The 19,582-nt window shown below is 71.6% G+C and carries 18 protein-coding genes and 1 tRNA gene; 4 read left to right on the top strand and 15 right to left on the bottom strand.

Annotated features, from left to right (window positions below):
* Positions 1-17: 17 nt before the first annotated feature.
* Positions 18-83: an OapA N-terminal domain-containing protein gene (locus NQ165_RS14700; RefSeq protein WP_374940920.1), complete on the bottom strand. Its 66-nt coding sequence runs from the start codon at positions 81-83 to the stop codon at positions 18-20.
* Between the two features lie 229 nt (positions 84-312).
* On the opposite strand from NQ165_RS14700, the gene NQ165_RS00975 reads away from it, so the two are divergent.
* Positions 313-1,854, top strand: a complete 1,542-nt coding sequence (locus NQ165_RS00975) for a hypothetical protein (RefSeq protein ID WP_257530406.1) — start codon at positions 313-315, stop codon at positions 1,852-1,854.
* A gap of 119 nt (positions 1,855-1,973) precedes the next feature.
* On the opposite strand, the gene NQ165_RS00970 is transcribed toward NQ165_RS00975, so the two are convergent.
* The gene (locus NQ165_RS00970; protein WP_257530404.1) at positions 1,974-2,663 is read right to left on the bottom strand and encodes a hypothetical protein; all 690 of its coding nucleotides are present in this window, start codon (positions 2,661-2,663) and stop codon (positions 1,974-1,976) included.
* 86 nt (positions 2,664-2,749) lie between these two features.
* On the opposite strand from NQ165_RS00970, the gene NQ165_RS00965 reads away from it, so the two are divergent.
* Both NQ165_RS00965 and NQ165_RS00960 read left to right on the top strand, forming a co-directional pair.
* Complete coding sequence (locus NQ165_RS00965) at positions 2,750-3,292, top strand: helix-turn-helix domain-containing protein (RefSeq protein WP_257530402.1); 543 nt, start codon at positions 2,750-2,752, stop codon at positions 3,290-3,292.
* A complete protein-coding gene (locus NQ165_RS00960) occupies positions 3,289-4,140 on the top strand; it encodes a M23 family metallopeptidase (protein WP_257530400.1) in 852 nt (283 codons plus the stop codon). The genes NQ165_RS00965 and NQ165_RS00960 overlap by 4 nt, the downstream gene beginning before the upstream one ends.
* A 56-nt stretch (positions 4,141-4,196) precedes the next feature.
* On the opposite strand, the gene NQ165_RS00955 is transcribed toward NQ165_RS00960, so the two are convergent.
* From NQ165_RS00955 to NQ165_RS00915, 9 genes are all read right to left on the bottom strand, one after another.
* Positions 4,197-7,133, bottom strand: a complete 2,937-nt coding sequence (locus NQ165_RS00955; RefSeq protein ID WP_257530398.1) for a hypothetical protein — start codon at positions 7,131-7,133, stop codon at positions 4,197-4,199.
* Positions 7,130-7,750: a hypothetical protein gene (locus NQ165_RS00950; RefSeq protein WP_257530396.1), complete on the bottom strand. Its 621-nt coding sequence runs from the start codon at positions 7,748-7,750 to the stop codon at positions 7,130-7,132. Before NQ165_RS00950 ends, NQ165_RS00955 begins: the two co-directional genes overlap by 4 nt.
* 303 nt (positions 7,751-8,053) lie before the next feature.
* A tRNA-Gln gene (locus NQ165_RS00945) sits at positions 8,054-8,125 on the bottom strand.
* 98 nt (positions 8,126-8,223) lie between these two features.
* Positions 8,224-9,738, bottom strand: coding sequence for a glutamate--tRNA ligase (gene gltX, locus NQ165_RS00940; RefSeq protein ID WP_257530394.1), 1,515 nt, complete (start codon positions 9,736-9,738; stop codon positions 8,224-8,226).
* 58 nt (positions 9,739-9,796) lie between these two features.
* Positions 9,797-11,020, bottom strand: coding sequence for an MFS transporter (locus NQ165_RS00935; protein WP_257530392.1), 1,224 nt, complete (start codon positions 11,018-11,020; stop codon positions 9,797-9,799).
* Positions 11,013-11,780: a fumarylacetoacetate hydrolase family protein gene (locus tag NQ165_RS00930; RefSeq protein WP_257530390.1), complete on the bottom strand. Its 768-nt coding sequence runs from the start codon at positions 11,778-11,780 to the stop codon at positions 11,013-11,015. Before NQ165_RS00930 ends, NQ165_RS00935 begins: the two co-directional genes overlap by 8 nt.
* Before the next feature lie 26 nt (positions 11,781-11,806).
* A complete protein-coding gene (locus NQ165_RS00925) occupies positions 11,807-12,907 on the bottom strand; it encodes a branched-chain amino acid aminotransferase (RefSeq protein WP_257530387.1) in 1,101 nt (366 codons plus the stop codon).
* 55 nt (positions 12,908-12,962) lie between these two features.
* Positions 12,963-14,012, bottom strand: a complete 1,050-nt coding sequence (locus NQ165_RS00920) for a 3-isopropylmalate dehydrogenase (RefSeq protein WP_257530385.1) — start codon at positions 14,010-14,012, stop codon at positions 12,963-12,965.
* Positions 14,013-14,045: 33 nt separating this feature from the next.
* Positions 14,046-15,599: an MFS transporter gene (locus tag NQ165_RS00915; protein WP_374679375.1), complete on the bottom strand. Its 1,554-nt coding sequence runs from the start codon at positions 15,597-15,599 to the stop codon at positions 14,046-14,048.
* A 60-nt stretch (positions 15,600-15,659) separates the two neighbouring features.
* On the opposite strand from NQ165_RS00915, the gene NQ165_RS00910 reads away from it, so the two are divergent.
* The gene (locus tag NQ165_RS00910; RefSeq protein ID WP_257530381.1) at positions 15,660-16,205 is read left to right on the top strand and encodes a TetR/AcrR family transcriptional regulator; all 546 of its coding nucleotides are present in this window, start codon (positions 15,660-15,662) and stop codon (positions 16,203-16,205) included.
* 3 nt (positions 16,206-16,208) lie between these two features.
* Here the strand turns inward: NQ165_RS00910 and serA are convergent, their stop codons facing one another.
* From serA to NQ165_RS00890, 4 genes are all read right to left on the bottom strand, one after another.
* A complete protein-coding gene (serA, locus tag NQ165_RS00905; RefSeq protein WP_257530379.1) occupies positions 16,209-17,813 on the bottom strand; it encodes a phosphoglycerate dehydrogenase in 1,605 nt (534 codons plus the stop codon).
* A 157-nt stretch (positions 17,814-17,970) separates the two neighbouring features.
* Positions 17,971-18,318, bottom strand: coding sequence for a bacitracin resistance protein (locus NQ165_RS00900; RefSeq protein WP_257530377.1), 348 nt, complete (start codon positions 18,316-18,318; stop codon positions 17,971-17,973).
* A complete protein-coding gene (locus NQ165_RS00895) occupies positions 18,315-18,797 on the bottom strand; it encodes a DNA polymerase III subunit gamma/tau (RefSeq protein ID WP_257530375.1) in 483 nt (160 codons plus the stop codon). The genes NQ165_RS00900 and NQ165_RS00895 overlap by 4 nt, the downstream gene beginning before the upstream one ends.
* An 85-nt stretch (positions 18,798-18,882) precedes the next feature.
* Positions 18,883-19,563 (bottom strand): FadR/GntR family transcriptional regulator, encoded by a 681-nt coding sequence (locus tag NQ165_RS00890; RefSeq protein WP_257530373.1) that lies wholly within the window; start codon positions 19,561-19,563, stop codon positions 18,883-18,885.
* Positions 19,564-19,582 lie beyond the last annotated feature (19 nt).

The raw sequence follows: 19,582 nt of genomic DNA, 5'->3' as shown, positions 1-19,582 counted from the left end.
GAGGGGCTGGCCACACGTTACAACACAACCACAGACAGTAACAAGAGCATCCATCTGTGTTTATGTGGGAGTTTGCTGGACATCTCTGGACGGCTCCGCACGGTCCCATCCGCGACACGCGGCGAGGTTTGTACATTTCCTCTAAGCAACTGAGTCCCGGCATCTGTGGAACTTAGTCCCAGCGTGCAGATCCTCACAGATGGAGTTCGCGTGCGACACCGCACTGCTACGTTCGGGCCACCCTTACGGGCGAACCAGTGTCGGTCGTCCTTCGTCCCGCCTGTCCTGCAGGCGCACACACCCGGAGTCTCAATGTCGAGAACCTCACAGCACACCCATGGCCTGGGGCTGCGCATCAGCGTCGCGGTCCTGGCCTTCCTCCTGGCCGCCATGACCGTGCTCTACCTCGTCACGGTCAACAAGCTCAGCGACGGCGCGATGCAGCTGGCATCCGGCGCATCGCAGGCCGACGACGGTTCGCGTCAGCTGAGCGAAGGCGCGACGACGCTTTCGCAGGGCGCGCGCACGCTGGCCGACGGCGCCTCAGAGCTCGATGCGGGTGCGGCCCGCGCCGCCGCCGGCGCGAAGTCGCTCGCCGACGGCGCGACCTCGGCGGCAGAGGGCGCCACGACCCTCGCCGACGGTGCGTCGTCGCTGTCGACCGGCGCCGCCACCGCCGCCTCCGGCGCCTCCCGAGTCGCCTCCGGTGCCGCGAACGCCGCGGCCGGGGCCGCTCGTCTGCAGGCAGGGGCCGGCGACGCCGCCGTCGGGGCGAACACCCTCGCCACGGGCGCGGACGACCTCGAGACGGGCGCCCAGCGCCTGTTCAACGGCGCGGCGGATGCCGTGGCCGGCAGCGAGGAACTGCAGGTGGGCGCGGCAGAGGCCGCAGTCGGAGCCGGAGACCTGGCAGCGAAGAGCAAGGACCTCGCCGCCGCCGTCGTCGGTGCCCAGTCCTATGCCCAGGGGATTCTGGACGTGTCGACCCCGCTCCGTGGCAACGTCGGCAGCGCGAAGACGCTCGCGAACGAGCTGGCCACGCTGCTCGCGGCCAGCCCGAGCGACCCGGCGGCCATCAACAGCACACTCACCGCCCTGCTCACCGAGATCGGGACCGCCGACGCACGAGCCACAGGCGTTGCGGGCACGGCACATCTCCTGGTCAACGGAGACTCGGCAACACGCTTCCCGGGCACGGCCGACCTCGCCCACATCGAGCGCGGTGCGCCCGCGCTGGCGACCGGCGCAGAGCGACTCTCGGTCGGCGCGGGTCGGGTCAGTGCGGGTGCGACGAAGCTGAACGCGGGAATCGACCAGCTGCACGCGGGTGCCGCCGCTCTGGCTACGGGGAGCGCGCGGGTCAGCGCCGGCGCGGACACTCTTGCGGCGGGCGTCCGCACCCTCGCCGACGGCGCCTCCGCCCTCGCTACCGGAACCGGCACCCTCGCCTCAGGCGCCGCAACGCTGGATGCCGGCACGCAGAACCTGTGGACGGGAGCCGATCGTCTGCTCGCCGGTGCAGGAAACCTTGCGACCGGCACGGACACGCTCGCCACGGGCGCAGGAAGCCTCGTCGAGGGCGTCACGACGCTTGCCGACGGTTCCACCGCGGTGGCGGACGGTGCCCAGTCGCTGGCGTCGGGCAGCGCCGAGCTCACCACCGGCGCGGGCGCACTCGCCGACGGCAACGGGCGGCTCGCCGCCGGCAGCGACGAGCTGCACGCCGGAGCCTCGGGCGCCGTGCCTGGCCTCATGCCCTGGGTGCTCGGCATCGGCCTGGCGGGCCTCGTCGCCCTCGGCTTCTGGGTCGGGCACCGCCTCACCTACCGCGGTCGCATGACCGCGACCGCGTAACCCGTCCCGGGGTGCCGGCCCGCATGCGCCGGCACCCCGGGAGGAGCTGACCGTCGACCGGCGGGTGCCCGATTCGGGGCGCCCGCCGGTCGACGTGCCGGCGGGGTCACCGCCCCCGGTCAGGGCTGCTCGAGCCACACCTCGACGGTGCCGTCCCGGGCAAGGAGGCGAGCGAACGAACCGTCGACAGATCCGTGGGCGGGGCCCGTCGGGCCTCTCCGCCCCAGCATCAGATCGACCGTCGGGTGCACCCGTCCGCGGCCGCATCCGAAGTCCACGAAGCCGTGCTCCCCGCCCACGATCAGGCACTCATCACCCCGGGAGCCGGTGAACGTGTAGACCTGCATTCCGCGATAGACCTCGTAGGCGACCAGATCCGTGCTGCGGCCGAACCCGAGGAAGTCGAGGATGCCGGTCTGCTCGATCTCCTCCGACATCTCGGCGTGCGCCCCGGGCAGGAGGACCGCGTCGGGACCCGGCGGCGTGAACTCGACCGACAGCCCGCCACCGATGAGCGCACAGCCGAGCACCGCGGCGGCTGCGATCCCTCCGCTCCGACGCGAAGGTCGCACGGAACGAGGCGCCGGCGCGCCCGCCGGCGGACCCGCCTCCTCTGCGGGCGCCTCGGCCGGGACGGGCGTCGGAGGTTCCTCCGCCCGCGGCTCACCGGGTGCGCGGGGCGGCGCCTCGAGTTCGCGCAGGCGCGCCAGGCCCGCGGCGTCTAGCGCTTCGGCGGCGGGACCATAGGCGCGCCGCTGGAGGGCGAGCAGCTCATCGGGCTCTTCGGGCAGCGTCGTCCGGGCGGGCACGTGCCCATTATGGCGGGTCGGCACCCACGGTGCAGAGGCCACGGGCACAGGTTGTACGTTTCTACGATCTCCCGTACGTTGGCAGCATGGATGACGACCCCGCGGACCTCCGCGACACGGTGACCGAGCTGATGGCGCGCGTGACGGCGCTGGAGGCGCGGCTGTCGCGACGAGACGAGCCCACCTCTCCCCCGCCCGATCCCGACAGCGCAGACGCCTTCTGGGCACTGCGCGGCGTTGAGGCCGAGCGCGCCGAGAATCCCTCTCTGGCCGACGGCATCGTCATGATCGTCGGGTCGCTGACCCTGCCCACCGGCGCCCCGGTCGCCTGGCAGCAGGGGGTCGCCACCGAAGGGCTGCTCGAGGCCGACTGGTCCGAGCATGCCGCCGCCTTGCAAGCGCTCGCGCACCCCGTGCGCCTGGAGCTGCTGCGCCGCATCCTCACCGGCACGACGACGACGGCGGAGCTCGCAGGCATCGACTCCCTCGGCACCACCGGCCAGCTGCACCACCACCTGCGTCAGCTCGTCTCCTCGGGATGGGTGCGCCAGAGCGGGCGCGGCAGCTACGAAGTGCCGGCGGCGCGCGTCGTGCCGCTGCTGTCGAGCCTGCTCGGGACCGGACGATGACCGCCGTCGGGCGTGCGCTGTATCGCGTGCGCGGACCGCTCTACTACGCCGCGGCACTGGTGCTGATCAGCGGCGTGGTGTGGGGTCTCCTCGTCGATGAGGGACCGGCCGATCGTGTCCGCCGCGCCCTCATGGGCATCGCGCTCGTGGTGGGCGTCGGGTGCGCCCTGCTGGCCTGGCTCGGCCCTCGCCTGCTGGTCGAGCAGTCCCCCCGCCGCGTGCGGGCACCCGTACGGGGCCGATGGGTCGCCGTCAACAGCCCCGCCTCCGCCGTCCCCAGCCACGGGGTGCGCGCATACGGCCAGGCGTATGCGATCGATCTCGTCTTCGACCCGCCCGAGCGGCCGCGGCCGGCATTCGGCGGCCCGCGGGCGATGCCCCCGGCATCGGACTACCCCGCCCTCGGCGAACCCGTGCACGCAATGATCGACGGGGTCGTCGTGCGGGCATCGGACTGGCGGCGCGACCACCGCGCCCGCGCGAACACCGCCGGGCTGGCGTACATGATCGCCGAAGGGATGCTGCGGGAGATCGGCGGCCCGGGATTCATCGTCGGCAACCACGTCACCATCCGAGGCGATGACGGCGTCTACGCACTCGTGGCCCACCTGCAGCAGGACTCGGTGACCGTTCGCCGGGGTGAGCGCGTGATCGCGGGGCAGCAGATCGGCCGCTGCGGAAACTCGGGCAACACGAGCGAGCCGCACGTGCACGCCCAGCTGATGGACCGCGCGTCGCTGTGGACCGCGCAAGGTGTGCCCCTCGCGTTCGCCGGCATCCACACCTCAGGCGCCTCGGAGCCGTTCGACGGTGTTCCCGCGAACGAGGAGTACCTGCTGGCGAGATGACGGCGTGAATCCGAAAGGGCGGTGCGCGACCGGCGCGCACCGCCCTTTCGGATTGTTCAGAGGGTCCACCTCCAGTCGTGCTGCCACACGCGGATCCGCTCATCGATGAACGTCTTCGATGGGAAGGGCAGCTTGAACTTCCAGATCTCGAGCTTTCCGAACACGCGCCCGGTGGCCCCGACCCCCATCTCCACGTGCAGGTCCACCATGCGGCCCGACGGCAGCATGTTGGTGTGGGTGAGCGTGCCCCGGGCGTCGGCTCGCGGCTTGAACTCCAGCTGCGGTCCGAGGTAGCCGTAGATCATCGAGCTGACCAGCACGGTGGGACCTGCGCTGAGCGACCCGCTCAGCTCAGCCGTGCCCGCAGCATCCACTCCGTCCACGATGGGCGAGAGCGTCTGCGAGCCGTGACGGGTGAGGTAGACGTACGAGTCGAGCCCCCGATAGCGGAAGCCCACTTCGTCCTGGCGCCGGAAGCCCACGTCCGTCACGTGCACGTTCGCCTGCAGGTCCACCTCCATGTCCACCGTCACGGTGATGGTGTTTTTGAAGACGACCGGCACCGGCCCGATCCACACCGTGAACTCACCGAGCGACACCTTGTCCAGCGGCTTGGCCAGCTGCAGCTTGCGCTTGACCGAGCCGTTCGCGGCGAGCTCGACGTCGACCGAGGTGTCCGCCACTGCGCTGACGGACAGCTCGCGCACGTCCACCCCCTTGGGGATGTACTTCCACTTGTACGAGACCCGGATGTCGACCACGGTGTGGATGTCGACCGTCAGGTCGAGCTCGACGTGCAGGAACGCCTCGAACAGCTGCGGGACGTTCTGCCTGATGACGCGCTCACGGACCGTGTCGATCTGCGCAGGCGTGTACTCGCCGGTCGACTGCACAACCACGTTGCCTGAGCCTGACCCGGAGCCCGCGATGATGTAGAACCCGGGGGTGGCCCGGTACCGCACCTTCTTGTCGCTCACGCCCTGCAACGGCGGGTCCTCGACCAGCACGCCGCCGCCCGAGGCGTCGTCGCGCACCTCGACGTCGAGCAGCTCGCCCGTCGCGGGGTCGGTCGCCGTCGCGGCGAGGGGCTCATCGAGCGCGGTCAGCGAGGGAGCGGTGTCCTCGGTCGCCGTCATGGGCGTGGTGGCGACGTGCTGCGCATCGAGGATGGCATCGACGATCTGCGCCGCCACGGTGGTGACGACCCACACGTCGTCGCGTCGTTCGATGCGCTGCACTTCACCCAGGAAGCCGTCCGTGAAACCGGGGGCGACCGGCGATACCAGGATGGCGCCGGGGAACACCTCCTCGGAGAGCTCGGCGAACTCGACGACGAACGGCTGCGCGGCGTTCGGGCGCGTCATGACGGGCACGCCGCTGTCGCCGGTGTTCACGATGAGCACGTCGGGGTGCACGGTGACGGTCGCGTCGCCCTCCACGATGGCGGAGATCCGCAGCGTCGCCGATGCGGCGTGCGAGGCCCCCGAGCGGTCGAAGACCGTGGCGGTGTAACGGTAGGTCCCATCCACGGGAGCACCGATCGTCGCCTCCCAGAGCAGGTCGCTCTCGCCCGCCGTAGCGGTGAGGTCGGCGTAGGTGATGAAGCCCCCGTCGGCGAGCTGGGAACGCTGCTCAGCGGTGATCGCCGGGGCATCGAGGATGTCGACCGCGATCTCGACCCGGTCGATCGCGGTGTCGCCCGGGGTGACCGTGCCGGCGAACGTGAAGAACCCGGTGGCGTTGAGGTCGACGCTCGCGTCGTCGGCGTGCGAGACGATGGCGATGGATGCCGCTTCGTCGCCCGCGGCGGGTTCGCCGAGGATCTCCCCCACCACGGTGACGGTGGCTGATGCGGCGCCGCGGCTCATGGTGAGCTGGGCCGGCGCGTCGGCGGGGATGAGCGCGAGCTGCGGGAGCGCACCGGCGCGCGGGTCGACCGCGATGCCGGCGGCTCGGCCGGAGACCCGGTCGCCGACCGAGATCGCCCCGAGCTTCGTGGCGGCCTCGGCCTGCACCAGCGCGACCGTGTAGGCCACGTCCGCACCGGGATCCACCTCCAGCGGCACGCCCACCCCGGCACGCACCGCGACCTGCTCCGACGAGCAGTCGCACACGACCTCGAGCCCGCCCGCGGTGCTGACGGAGTCATGGTCGTCGTCGGCATCCGGTACCCAGCCGAGCGCCCAGACGCCCAGCGCGGCCTCGCCGGCGGTGACGGACGCCGCCACCGAGCCGAGCAGGTCGGGGGTGGCGATCGTGGTGAACACCGACATGCCCGCCGGAAGGTCCATCGCGACGTCGTCGAACGTCAGGGTCGTCGCCTCGCTCAGACCCACGGAAACCGTCACGTACGCCGCGCGCACGTTGTCGGCGGGGATGCCGCCGATACCGGTGAGCGTGATGTGCGCGGGGTCCCCCGGCGTGATGACGCCGCCCCCGCCGCCCGTGCTCGCGTCCGCCAGGGCGACGGGACGGTCGAGTGTGACGGTCGAACCTGGAAGCCCCGGTGTGAGCAAGGTGTCGTCCTCGTCGTACACGGCGCCACGGCCGGAGACGCCGGCGATGAGCTCCACGCGCGCATCGACGGGCGTCGTCGCCCACAGCGGCGCCTCTCCGCCCGAGACACGTACCAGTGTCGTGGTGGAGCGAACGAGGCCGGGCTCCACGGACAGCACGGGGATCGAGTCGCCGGCGCCGCCGGTGAAGACCGTCACCGGATCGGTTCCTGCGGCCACGGTGATGCGCACGAGCGCGCCGGTGTGGCCGTGCACGCCCGCACCGAGCGCGACGCGCCCGGTGTCGTCGGTCGCCAGGGCCGATCCGAGCCCCAGAGCGGGCTCGACGGCGGGAAGCGTGCCGGTGTGGGCGGAGAAGACGACGGGGCCGACGCCCGTCGTCGCCGACGCCGGTGAGGCCGCGCCGCCGATGACGAGGGCGCCGGCGGCCGCGACGGCGAGAAGCCGCCTGATCGAGCGGGTGCGGGGAGCGCTCATGCCTGCGCCTCCCCTGTGCGGGCGCGGCGGGCACGGGCGACGAGGGTCGCCGCTCCGGCCGCGATGGCGCCGGCGCCGAGCGCCAGCCAGCCCAACGGCGCCTCGCCGCCGGTGCGCGCGAGGTCGCCCGTCGCGGCCGCCGGAGCGGCGCCGGAGGACCCTCCGTCTGCCGAACCGCCCCCGGAGCCGCCGTCGGTGGAGCCGCCCCCACCTCCGCCGCCCGAACCGCCGCCGTCGGCAGGCAGCTCGTGCCGGGTCTGGCCGATCACGGCTCCGGCGGCGTCGACGAACGTGAACGCCAGCGAAGCCGAGTCGGCCTGCGTGCTCACCTGAACCCCCACGCGCGCGGAGGCCACCGGCGTGATGACGGCGGACCGCCCGTACGGGGTGACGCCAAGGCTGAGCGGCGTGAGCGCGTCGTCATCGCGCCAGCGCAGCGCCAGTGCGGAGGTGGCCGCCGGCGCACCCTCCAGATCGACGATGATGCGCTCCGTCCCGGCGGGGACGGCGTCGACGACGATCTCGTCGACCGGCGCCGCAAGCGCGGCGGCCGGGGCGGCGACCGCGAGGCCGACCCCCAGCACGAGCGCGCTCGGCAGACAGATGTTGCGAGCCACGGTTCTCCTTTGCAGCGGTGAGGGACGACTGTGCCGATGCACTGCATCCAACTTTGGACTATACCCACTTTTAGCAACCGCTGCGTGGCAGGGACTCCGAGCACCGGACGTCCGCGCCGTGCTGACCATCCGCCCCCCTCGCGGCCCGACGACGTGCGGAGGCCGCGGCCACGGCACGTTGACGTGGCGAGGTGCAACGGACGGAGGCGGAGAAGCGGAGGCGCACTCGACACGGGCGTCACGAAGGAAAGCAAGAAGCCCGGTACTCCGCTAAGACGCGGATTCCCGGGCTTCTATTTCTTGCTGGGGTACCTGGACTCGAACCAAGAACAACGGAACCAGAAACCGCCGTGTTGCCAATTACACCATACCCCATCGGTGTGAAGTCGCCCTCGCACCGAAGATCAAGCATAGCCGATTCCGGACGCTCGCACGAACCGGCGGGGCGCCGGGCGTGGCGGTGACCGTCCGGCTCAGGCGCGGCGCTCGACCAGCGCGCCCAGGCGGCGGAGGGTCTCGGTCTTGCCCAGCAGCTCCATCGACTCGAACAGCGGCGGCGAGATGCGCCGGCCGCTGAGGGCGACGCGCAGCGGACCATAGGCGACGCGCGGCTTGAGTCCCAGGCCTTCGATGAGCGCCTCGGCCAGGGCCTCCTGCACGGCGGCGGCCGTGAACCCCGGCTCGGGCACGAGCTCGAGCGCGCCGACCGAGGCGACGAGCACCTCGTTCGCGTTGGCGGGAAGGCCGGCGACGGCATCCTCGTCGTAGGTGACGTCATCGGTGAAGAGGAAGCCGAGCAGTCCCGGCACCTCCCCCAGCAGCTGCACGCGCTCCTGCACGAGCGGGGCCGATGCCGTGATCATCTTCTGCTGCTCGGGCGTCGGCGGGTCGGAGACGACACCGGAACCCACGAGGTACGGCACAATGCGCGCAGCGAAGTCGTCAGCATCCAGCATGCGGATGTGGTCACCGTTGATCGACTCGGCCTTCTTCTGGTCGAACCGGGCCGGGTTGGGGTTGACGTCGGCGATGTCGAAGGCGGCGATGAACTCCTCGAGGGAGAACACATCGCGGTCGTGCGACAGCGACCAGCCCAGCAGCGCCAGGTAGTTCAGCAGCCCCTCGTGGATGAAGCCCTTCTCGCGCTGCAGGAACAGGTCGGCCTTCGGGTCGCGCTTGGAGAGCTTCTTGTTGCCCACCTCTCCCAGCACGAGCGGCATGTGGCCGAACCGGGGCACGAACGTCGTGACGCCGGCGTCGATGAGTGCGGCGTAGAGCGCCAGCTGACGGGCCGTCGAGGGCATGAGGTCCTCGCCGCGGATGACGTGGGTGATGCCCATGAGCGCGTCGTCGACCGGGTTGGTGAAGGTGTACAGCGGCTGTCCACCCGCCCGCACGACGACGAAGTCGGGGAACGACCCGGCGGGGAAGGTCACCTCGCCCCGGATGAGGTCGACGTAGGTGACGTCTTCGTCGGGCACGCGCAGGCGCCACGCCGGTTCGCGACCCTCGGCGCGGAAGGCCGCCTTCTGCTCGTCGGTGAGCGTGCGGTCGTAGTTGTCGTAGCCGAGCTGCTTGGCACGCCCGTTGGCCTCGTTGCGCGCGTCGATCTCCTCGGCCGTCGAATACGACTCGTACACGGCGCCCGCGTCGATGAGCTGCTGCAGCACCCCGGCGTAGATGTCGCCGCGCTGAGACTGCCGGTAGGGCGCGTGCGGGCCACCCTTCTCGACGCCCTCGTCCCAGTCGATCTCGAGCCAGGTGAGCGCGTCGACGAGCTGACGGTAGCTCTCCTCGCTGTCGCGGGCCGCGTCGGTGTCCTCCACCCGGAAGATCATCTTTCCGCCGGTGTGACGCGCGTAGCCCCAGTTGTACAGGGCGGTGCGCACCATGCCGACGTGCGGAAGACCGGTCGGCGAGGGGCAGAAGCGGACGCGGACGTCGGCGCCGGAAGCGGTCGTGGTCAGGGGGTGCGGTGCAGAGGACATCGCTGTCCATTCTAGGTGCGCGCCCTCGCCCGCCGCGGGTCACCGGTGTCGGGCGGGCTCAGCGGCGCCCGAGGGGCGCCAGCACGACTACCACCGCGACCGCCGCCAGCGCCACGAGGGCCAGCCCGCCGTAGCCGATCGCCCCGAGCACGGCGCCGGCGCCGATCGCGCCGGCGGCGCCCACGAGGTTCATCGCGAGGTCGCTGCGGCCCTGCCGCGCTGTGCGGTGCTGCTCGTCGCTGGCCTCGGTCAGCAATGCCGCTCCGGCCACGGTCGCCGCGCTCCATCCCAGCCCCAGCAGCACGAGGGCGACGGTCACGGCCACGGCCGAGTCCTGGCCGACCGCGGCCAGCAGCAAGGCGGCGGTCAGCAGGGCCTGCCCGACGAGCACCGTCGGCACCCGACCGAGCCGATCGGCGAGGATGCCGAAGACCGGCGACAGCGCGTACATGCCGGCCACGTGCAGGCTGATCGTGAATCCCACGACCGACAGGTCGGCGCCCTGATGCAGCAGGTGCACGGGAGTCATCGCCATGACGGCGACCATGACGCCGTGGCCGGCGGCGATGGCCGTGATCGCATAGCGGGCGGCGACGGGGCGGTCTGCGCGGGCGATGGCCCGCCCCGCCGTCGCGGGCTGCCGCGCCAGCCGCTGGGCCACCAGCAGCGGATCGGGGCGCAGCGCGACCAGATACAGCGCGATCCCCAGCGCCTGTGCCACCACGGTGAACACGTACGCACCGGTGAGCTGCGGCATCCCGAGCGCCGCGCCGACCGACTCGCCGGGACCGACCAGGTTGGGGCCGAGCACCGCACCGACGGTCGTCGCCCACACCACGAGGGACAGATCACGGCCGCGCGACGAGTCGGTGGCCAGGTCCGCGGCGGCGAAGCGCGACTGCAGGTTGGCCGCCTGGCCCGCGCCGATGAGGGCGAACGCGCACAGCAGCAGGGGGAAGAGCCCGATCGCGGCAGCGACCACCACCAGACCGACACCGACGAGGGCCACAGCCATGCCGCCCGCGAGCGCCGGCCGTCGCCCGTGCCGGTGCGCCAGCGCCGCCAGCGGCACCGCCAGAGCGGCGGCGCCGAGGGTCACCGCCGCCGTGGCGAGTCCCGACAGGGTCTCGTCACCCGACACCTCGGCCGCCAGCACGGCGCCGAGCGAGATGGTCGCGCCGAACGCGATGCCGCCGAGCACCTGGCCGGTCGCGAGCACGCCGACCGTGCGGCGCCGCAGCCGATCGAGGTCGAGGCCGCCAGGCGCCTGGGGTTCAGGCATCCCGTGCGGTGTTGCGCAGGATGCCGAGTCCCGAGATCTCCACCTCCACCACGTCGCCTGCGGCGAACGGGCCGACACCGGCCGGGGTGCCGGTGAGGACCACGTCACCGGGAAGCAGCGTGAAGGCCGCGGAGGCGTAGGCGATGACGTCGGCCACCGCGTGCACCATGTCGGCGATGGCGCCGTCCTGGCGCACCTCCCCGTTCAGGCGCGTCACCACGCGGGCGTCGCCGGTCGGGTCGAACTCGGTCTCGATCGCGGGGCCGAGCGGGCAGAACGTGTCGAAGCCTTTGGCGCGTGCCCACTGTCCGTCGGAGCGCTGCAGGTCGCGGGCGGTGACGTCGTTGGCGATCGTGTAGCCGAAGACGTAGTCCAGAGCGCGCTCGGCGGGGACGTTCTTGGCCACCCGTCCGATCACGGCGGCCAGCTCACCCTCGAAGTCGGTCTGCTGAGACTGCGCGGGACGCACGATCGTGTCGTCCGGTCCGATCACGGAGGTGTTCGGCTTGAAGAACAGCAGCGGCTCCGCCGGTGCCTCGCCGCCCATCTCTGCGGCGTGGTCGCGGTAGTTCTTGCCGACGCACACGATCTTCGAGCGCGGGATCACCGGCGCGAGCAACGTCACCTCCGCCAGCGGCACACGCTCGTCCGTGGTCTCGAAACCGACGAACAGCGGATCGCCGGCGAGCACGACGAGCTCGGGGCCGTCGACGATGCCGAAGGAGATGGTGTCCTGGTGACTGAAGCGCGCGATTCTCACGCCCTCAGCCTAGACGGGCGGCGCCGTCAGGCGTCGAGGCGCGTGAGCCACCCGTGGCGGTCGGGCGTGCGGCCGTACTGGATGTCGGTGAGCTCCTGGCGCAGCGACAGCGCGAGCTCGCCGGTGGGCTGCTCGTCGATGAAGTCCGCGCCCTTGAGCCACCCGATCGGGGCGACGACCGCTGCGGTCCCGCACGCGAACACCTCGACGATGTCGCCGGATGCCACGCCCTGACGCCATTCGTCGATCGGCACGTGACGGCCCTCGACCCGGTGGCCGCGGTCGGCCGCGAGCTGCAGCAGCGAGTCGCGCGTGATCCCCTCGAGGATCGACGGCGACTGCGGCGTGACGATCGTGCCGTCCTTGTAGACGAAGACGATGTTCATGCCGCCGAGCTCCTCGACGTTGCGGTCGGAGTCGAGGAAGACCACCTGGTCGCAGCCCTCCTCCACGGCCTGCGCCTGCGGCAGCAGGCTGGCGGCGTAGTTGCCGCCGGTCTTGGCCGCCCCGGTGCCACCCTTGCCGGCGCGCGCATAGTCCTCGCTCAGCCAGATCGACACCGGCTTCGCCCCGCCCTTGAAGTAGGAGGCCACCGGGCTCGCGATGACGTAGTAGGCGACCTTCGTGGCCGGGCGCACGCCGAGGAAGGCTTCCTTGGCGAACATGAACGGCCGCAGATACAGGCTCTGGTCATCGCCGGAGGGCACCCACGCCCCGTCGACGGCGATGAGCTCGCGCAACGACTGCAGGAAGTACTCGACCGGCAGCTCGGGCAGCGCCAGGCGCCGGGCGCTGCGCTGCAGACGCAGGGCGTTCTGCTCGGGACGGAAGGTGTGGATCGAGCCGTCGGCGTGACGGTAGGCCTTGATGCCCTCGAAGACCTCCTGGCCGTAGTGCAGCACCGCGGCAGCCGGGTCGAGCGAGATCGGGCCGTAGGGCTGCACGCGCGGCCGGTGCCAGCCGCCGCGCGCCGACCAGCAGATGTCGACCATATGGTCGGTGAAGACGGTGCCGAAGGACGGGTCCTGCAGGATCTGCTCGCGCTGGGCGGAGGTCTTGGCTGCGAGGTTGCGGGTGAGCGCGAACTCCAGGGGGGCGAGTCCGGCGTCGGGTTCGAGAAGGGTCATATCAGGTCCTGTCGCGTGGGGCGCTGCGGCGCCGGTCATCAGCGTACGCCCGACCTCAGACGAGGCGGGCGGCGATCGCGTCGCCGATCTGCGTGGTGGTGCGGGCACGGCCGTCGCGGGTGGCGATGTCGTCCTCGGCCGCGCGCACGACACGCTGCGCGGCGTCTCCCAGCCCGAGGTGGTCGAGCATCAGGGCGACGGAGAGGATCGCAGCGGTGGGGTCGGCCTTCTGCTGCCCGGCGATGTCGGGTGCCGAGCCGTGCACGGGCTCGAACATCGACGGAAAGGCCCCGTCGGGGTTGATGTTCCCCGAGGCCGCCAGGCCGATGCCGCCGGTGACGGCTCCCGCCAGATCGGTGAGGATGTCGCCGAAGAGGTTGTCGGTGACGATGACGTCGAAGCGATCAGGGTTCGTGACCAGGAAGATCGTCGCTGCGTCGACGTGAAGGTAGTCTACGTCCACCTCGGGGTGCTCCGCCGCCACCGCGTCGACGATGCGCTTCCACATGCCGCCGGCGTGCACGAGCACGTTGGTCTTGTGCACCAGGGTGAGGCGCTTGCGCCGACGCTCGGCCAGGTCGAACGCGTAGTGGACGACCCGCTCCACGCCATAGGCCGTGTTCACGCTCGTCTCGTTGGCGACCTCGTGCGCGGTGCCGGTGCGGATCGACCCGCCGTTGCCGACGTACGGACCCTCGGTGCCCTCGCGCACGACGACGAAATCGATGTCGCCCGGGTCCGCCAGGGGTCCGGCGGCGCCGGGATAGAGCTTCGAGGGGCGCAGGTTCACGTAGTGGTCCAGCGCGAAGCGCAGTTTCAGCAGCAGGCCGCGCTCGATGTTGGCATCCTTCAGTCGCGGATCGCCGGGCACTCCCCCGACCGCCCCGAGCAGGATCGCATCGTGCGCGGCGATGGCGGCGAGGTCCTCGTCGGTGAGCGTGTCACCCGTGGCGAGGTACCGGCCGGCGCCGAGCGAGAAGCGCGTCCGCTCGAACGTGACGCCGCTGCCGGCGGTGGCGGCGTCGAGCACCTTCTCCGCCTCGGCGACGACCTCCGGACCGATGCCGTCACCGGGGATGACGGCCAGGTTCACGACGCGCGACATGGCACTCCTTCACGTCAGGGCCGCGCCGGCAGGTCAGCGGTCGACGTGCTCGGGCGCGGGGCGGGATGTTCCCAGGGTAGTGGCCGCGACCACGGCGGCGACGACGACGAGCCCCGCGCCGATGAGCGAGGTCACCCCCACCCCCGCGTCGAAGGCGGCGGCCGCGGCATCGCTCAGAGCCTCGGCGACGGCAGGGCTGAGCCCCTGGGCGGCCGACACGGCGCCGGCGAGGGTCTCCCTGGCCGCGGCGGCGACGCCCTCGGACAGCCCGTCGGGCAGCACGATGCCGCCGCGGTACAGAGCGGTGAGGATGCCGCCCAGCACGGCCGTCCCGAGCACCGCGCCCAGCTCGTACGCGGTCTCCGACACGGCGCTGGCCGCACCGGCCTTGGCCGGAGGGACGCTCGCGAGGATGAGGTCGTTGGAGACCGTCTCGGCCGCGCCGATGCCGATCCCCAGCAGCACGAAGGCGAGGACGATCGGCTGCAGGGCGTCGGGGGCGGCCGTCAGGCCGACCGTGACATACCCGGCGACCGAGAACAGCAGCGCCACGCTCACCACCAGGCGGGCGTCGACTCTGCGGGCGATGGGGACGACCAGAAGTCCCGCGACGATCATGGCCGCCATTCCGGGCACCAGCGCGAGACCGGCATCCAGCGGCGACAGCCCGATGATCAGCTGCAGGTGCTGGGAGACGAAGAAGAGGAATCCGACGAGGGCGACGACGCTCAGCAGGTTCACCACCAGCGCCCCGCTGAAGGTGCCGCGGGAGAACAGCCGCATGTCGAGCATCGGCGAGGACGACCGCAGCTGCCGGCGCACGAACAGCACGCCGAACAGCACCCCGGCGAGCAGGAGCACGAGGGGCAGGACTCCCGCACCGTGCACCGCGAACTCCTTGATGGCGTAGACGATCGGCACCATCGTCGCCAGCGAGAGCGCGATGCTCAGCGGATCGATGCGGCCGGGGTGCGGGTCGCGGCTCTCGGGGACGAGCAGGGGCGCCAGCACCAGCAGCGGCACCAGCACGGGCACCGACATCAGGAAGACCGAGCCCCACCAGAAGTACTCGAGCAGGATGCCGCCGACGATCGGGCCCAGCGCCGCGCCGGCGGAGAACATCGACGCCCAGACGGCGATGGCGAAGCGCCGCTGGTTGCGGTCGGTGAAGATGCTGCGCAGGAGCGAGAGGGTCGACGGCATGAGCATGGCGCCGAAGACGCCCATGCCGGCGCGCGCTGCGATGAGCAGTCCGGCGGTGGGCGCGAAGGCGGCGATGGCCGACACCGCGGCGAACCCGGTGGCGCCGATCAGCAGCATCCGTCGCCGTCCGAATCGGTCGCCCAGCGTGCCCATGGTCACCAGCAGCCCTGCCAGCACGAGGGGATACGCGTCGATGATCCACAGCTGCTCGGCGCTGGTGGGCGCCAGGTCGCGGGCGATGTCGGGCAGCGCGAAGCTCAGCACCGTGTTGTCCACCGAGACCAGCAGCACGGGCAGCATCAGCACGACCAGCGCGGCCCAGCCGCGCCAGCCGACCCTGCGCCCCCGGCTGTCGGCGAGAGCGATCTCCTGAGTGAGTGTCATCATGTTTGTTTACCGTCCAGCCGGTATAGTAACAGGCGCCGACGGCGAGAGGACACCCGCATGAGCCGCCCACCCCGCGCCCGCGAGAGCGTGCTGGATGCATTCGAGACGCTGCTCATCGACGACGGCCCGCGCGCGGCGACCATGGAGGCGGCCGCGTCTGCGGCCGGGGTCTCCAAGGGCGGGCTGCTGTATCACTTCGCCTCGAAGGACGCCCTCGAAGCCGGTCTGCTGGAACGCATGGAGCAGCTGGCCCACGACGACGTGGCGCAGCTGGTCGCCGCACCTGAGGGCCCGGTGGCGGCGTTCCTGCGGTCGAGCATCATGGACGACTCGGCCCTCGATCGCGCGCTCATCGCCGGATCGAGGCTCGCGCAGGGCGGCTCCCCCGCCGCGACCGCCGCACTGCGGCGCGTGCGAGAGATGTGGGAGCAGGCGCTGCGCCCCCACACCCGCGACGAGACCACCCTGCAGCTCGTGCTGCTGGTCAGCGACGGCCTCTACTTCAACAATGCCCTCGGCGCCGGCGCCGTGCCCGGCCCGGTGCCGCGCGGCGACGACATGGACGCGCTCATCGCGCTCGTGGAGCGAGCCGTCGCCCCGTGACGATCAGGACTCGGTGATCTCGATCTGGCGGAACAGGTCGGCCTGGATCGCCGAGCTCACCGCGTCGAGCACGTCATCGCCGACGGGAGAGTCGACCGTCAGCACCGACAGCGCCTGACCACCGGCCGCGCGACGCGCGATCTGCATGCCGGCGATGTTGATGCCGGCCTCGCCGAACTTCTGCCCGTAGACCGCGACGATGCCGGGACGGTCGGTGTAGAGCATGACGATGTGGTGGCGCTCGATGGGCAGCTCGACGGCGTAGTCGTTGATGCCGACGAGCTTCTCGATCTGCTTGGTGCCGGTGAGTGTCCCCGAGACCGACAGCTGGGAGCCGTCGGAGAGGGCGCCGCGCAGCGTGATCACGTTGCGGTATTCGTCGGACTGGTCGTCCACGATCAGCCGCGCCTCGACCCCGCGCTGCTCGGCCAGCAGCGGGGCGTTGACGTACGACACGCTCTCGCTGACGACGTTGGTGAACACGCCCTTGAGCGCCGCGAGCTTGAGCACGCTGACGTCGTAGCCGCTGAGGTCGCCGTGCACCTCGACATCGAGGCTGGTCAGCGGCGAGTGGGCGAGGGCGCTGAAGATCTGCCCGAGCTTCTCGACCAGGGGGATGCCGGGACGCACGTACGGGTCGATGACGCCACCCGCGACGTTGACGGCGTCGGGCACGAGCTCGCCGCCCAGGGCGAGACGCACCGACTTCGCCACCGAGACGCCCGCCTTCTCCTGCGCCTCGTCGGTGGAGGCGCCCAGGTGAGGGGTCACCACCACGTTGGGCAGGTCCAGCAGGGCGTGGGCGGTTCCGCCTTCGACAGGCGGCTCGGTCGTGAAGACGTCGAGGCCGGCTCCGGCGATCTCCCCCGTCGTCAGGGCGGTGTGCAGCGCCTCCTCGTCGATCAGTCCGCCACGGGCGACGTTGACGATGTAGGCCGACGGCTTCATCAGGCGGAACTGCTCGGTGGAGATCATGCCCGTGGTCTCGGGGGTCTTGGGCATGTGGATCGTGATGAAGTCGCTCTGCTGCAGCAGGTCGTCGAGTGAGAGCAGCTGCACGCCCAGCTGCTGGGCGCGCGCACTCGTGACGTAGGGGTCGTAGGCCACCACGTTCATGCCGAACGCCTGCAGCCGCGCGGCGATGAGAGCGCCGATGCGGCCGAGGCCGATGATGCCGACGGTCTTCTCGAAGAGCTCGACGCCGGTGTAGGCGCTGCGCTTCCACTGTCCGGCCGCGAGCGAGGCGTGGGCGGCGGGGATGCGACGGGCCAGGCTCAGGATGTGCCCGATGGTGAGCTCGGCCGCGGAGACGATGTTGGAGGTCGGGGCGTTGACGACCATGACGCCGGCGGTGGTGGCGGTCTTGATGTCGACGTTGTCCAGGCCCACCCCTGCCCGGGCGATGACCTTCAGCTGCGGCGCGGCGGCGATCGCCTCGGCATCCATCTTCGTCGCCGAGCGGATGAGCACCGCGTGCGCGTCGGCGAGGGCCGGCAGCAGCTGCGCCCGGTCGGCCCCGTCGACGTGCCGCACGTCGAAGTCGGGCCCGAGGGCGTCGATCGTGGCGGGAGAGAGTTCTTCGGCGATGAGCACGACGGGCTGAGGCACGCTGGATCCTTCGGGGCGGCGGCACACGCCGAGCGCGTTCCGCGACTGAGGGGAAGCCCCGTCGCAGCCGGTGCACGGGGCCTGCTCAGCCTATCGCGCGGTCGCAGCGCGCCCTGACCGTGTGACGGCGTGCGACGGCCGGCGCGATGTGGCGACGTCAGGCGCCGTAGAGGGCGGGGGTGGCGGCGGCGTAGGCGAGCACATCGAGCCAGAAGACCGCGACGAAGGCCAGACCCGCCAGCATGACGGCGGTGAACGGCAGCGCCGGTCGGCGCCATCCCACCGCGAAGGCCGCGGCGAACACCAGCGGGGGGACGATCACGGGCAGCAGCAGCACGAACCAGCCGAGCCCGGTCAGGCCCGCCATGCCCCCTGCCTGCTGCAGCAGGAAGCCCAGCGCCGTCCAGAAGACGAAGGCGTAGAGCAGCAGGAACCCGCCGGCGATCACGGCGATGAGCCAGGTCGGCAGGGCGGTGCGCCGCGGGGCGGCCTCGGACACGGTCACAGGGTCACCCCCGCCAGCACGAAGGGCCACGGCACCAGCAGCACGGCGCCGGCGGCGAGCAGCACCATGCGCACCCACACGCGCGAGGCGCGGGTGAGGAGGAAGACGGTGCCGAACCAGATCGGCGGGGCGAGCACGGCCATCCAGAGCGTGATCTGGAAGGCGACGGGGTCGAGGAAGAGCTGGGCGACCAGTTGCAGCCGCGCACCGCCGAGGAGCCACCCGATCGACAGCAGCAGGTAGACGCCGGCGAACACCCCGACTCCGACGAGCGCCGCGTTGCTCATGCCGGGCGCGGCCGCGTCAGCGGTGTCGAGCAGACCCTCCGCGGCATCAGCGTCGGAGTCGGCGCCCACCTGCTCGCTGCCCTTGCCGACGGCGCGGTAGCCGTCGGGAAGCGCGGGGGCGGCGGGGCCGGGCGCAAGCGTCGGATCGTCGTCGCCCTCCCAGGAGAGCGCCTCGTCGTCGGTTCGGGCCATGCCCTCAGAGTAGCGTTCTTCGCCCCGCCGCTCCCCTGGTCGCCGTGCGACGCGCACCTCGATCCCTCGTGACGCGTGAGCGCGGTCAGACGCCGTCGCGGGCGCGTCGCAGCCACTGCTCGACGCCGGCGATGTGGGCGGTCGCGAGGGAGGTGGCCAGCTCGACGTCGTGGGCGGCGATCGCCGAGACGATGGCCGCGTGCTCGCGCAGCGTGCGCTCGACCGCGTCGGCCTCGGTCAACCCGCGCCAGACGCGGGCGCGGACGGTCTGGCTGGTGAGACTGTCGACGAGACTCGCGAGATAGCGGTTGCCCCCGAGCGCCACGATGGCCCCGTGGAATCGCAGATCGTGCGCGACGAGCGTCTGCACGTCGGTGTCGCTGGCGACGGTGCGCAGCTCCGCCTCGAGCGCGGCGATCTCGTCGTCGTCGGCCCGTTGCGCCGCAGCGCCGGTGGCGTGGGCTTCGAGGATGCGGCGCACCTGGAAGACCTCCAGCAGCGAATCGTCGTCGTGCATGTCCATGGCGAAGGACGTCGCCTCCAGCAGCAGCCGCGGTTCGAGGCTCGTGACATACGTCCCGTCGCCGCGTCGCACATCGAGCACCCGGATGACCTCCAGGGCCTTCACCGCCTCGCGCATCGAGTTGCGCGACAGCCCCAGCCGCTCGGCCAGCTCCTTCTCCGGCGGCAGCCGGTCACCCGGCGCCAGCTCGCCGGACACGATCATCGCCTTGATCTTCTCGATCGCCTCGTCGGTCACCGCCATGGCGCCATGCTAGGCGCAA

Origin of the sequence: Microbacterium sp. zg.Y1084, from assembly GCF_024623595.1 — a bacterium.
GTDB classification, from domain to species: domain Bacteria; phylum Actinomycetota; class Actinomycetes; order Actinomycetales; family Microbacteriaceae; genus Microbacterium; species Microbacterium wangruii.
Note: the sequence above shows the minus strand (reverse complement) of the source record. Positions and strands in the feature narration are given on the sequence as shown.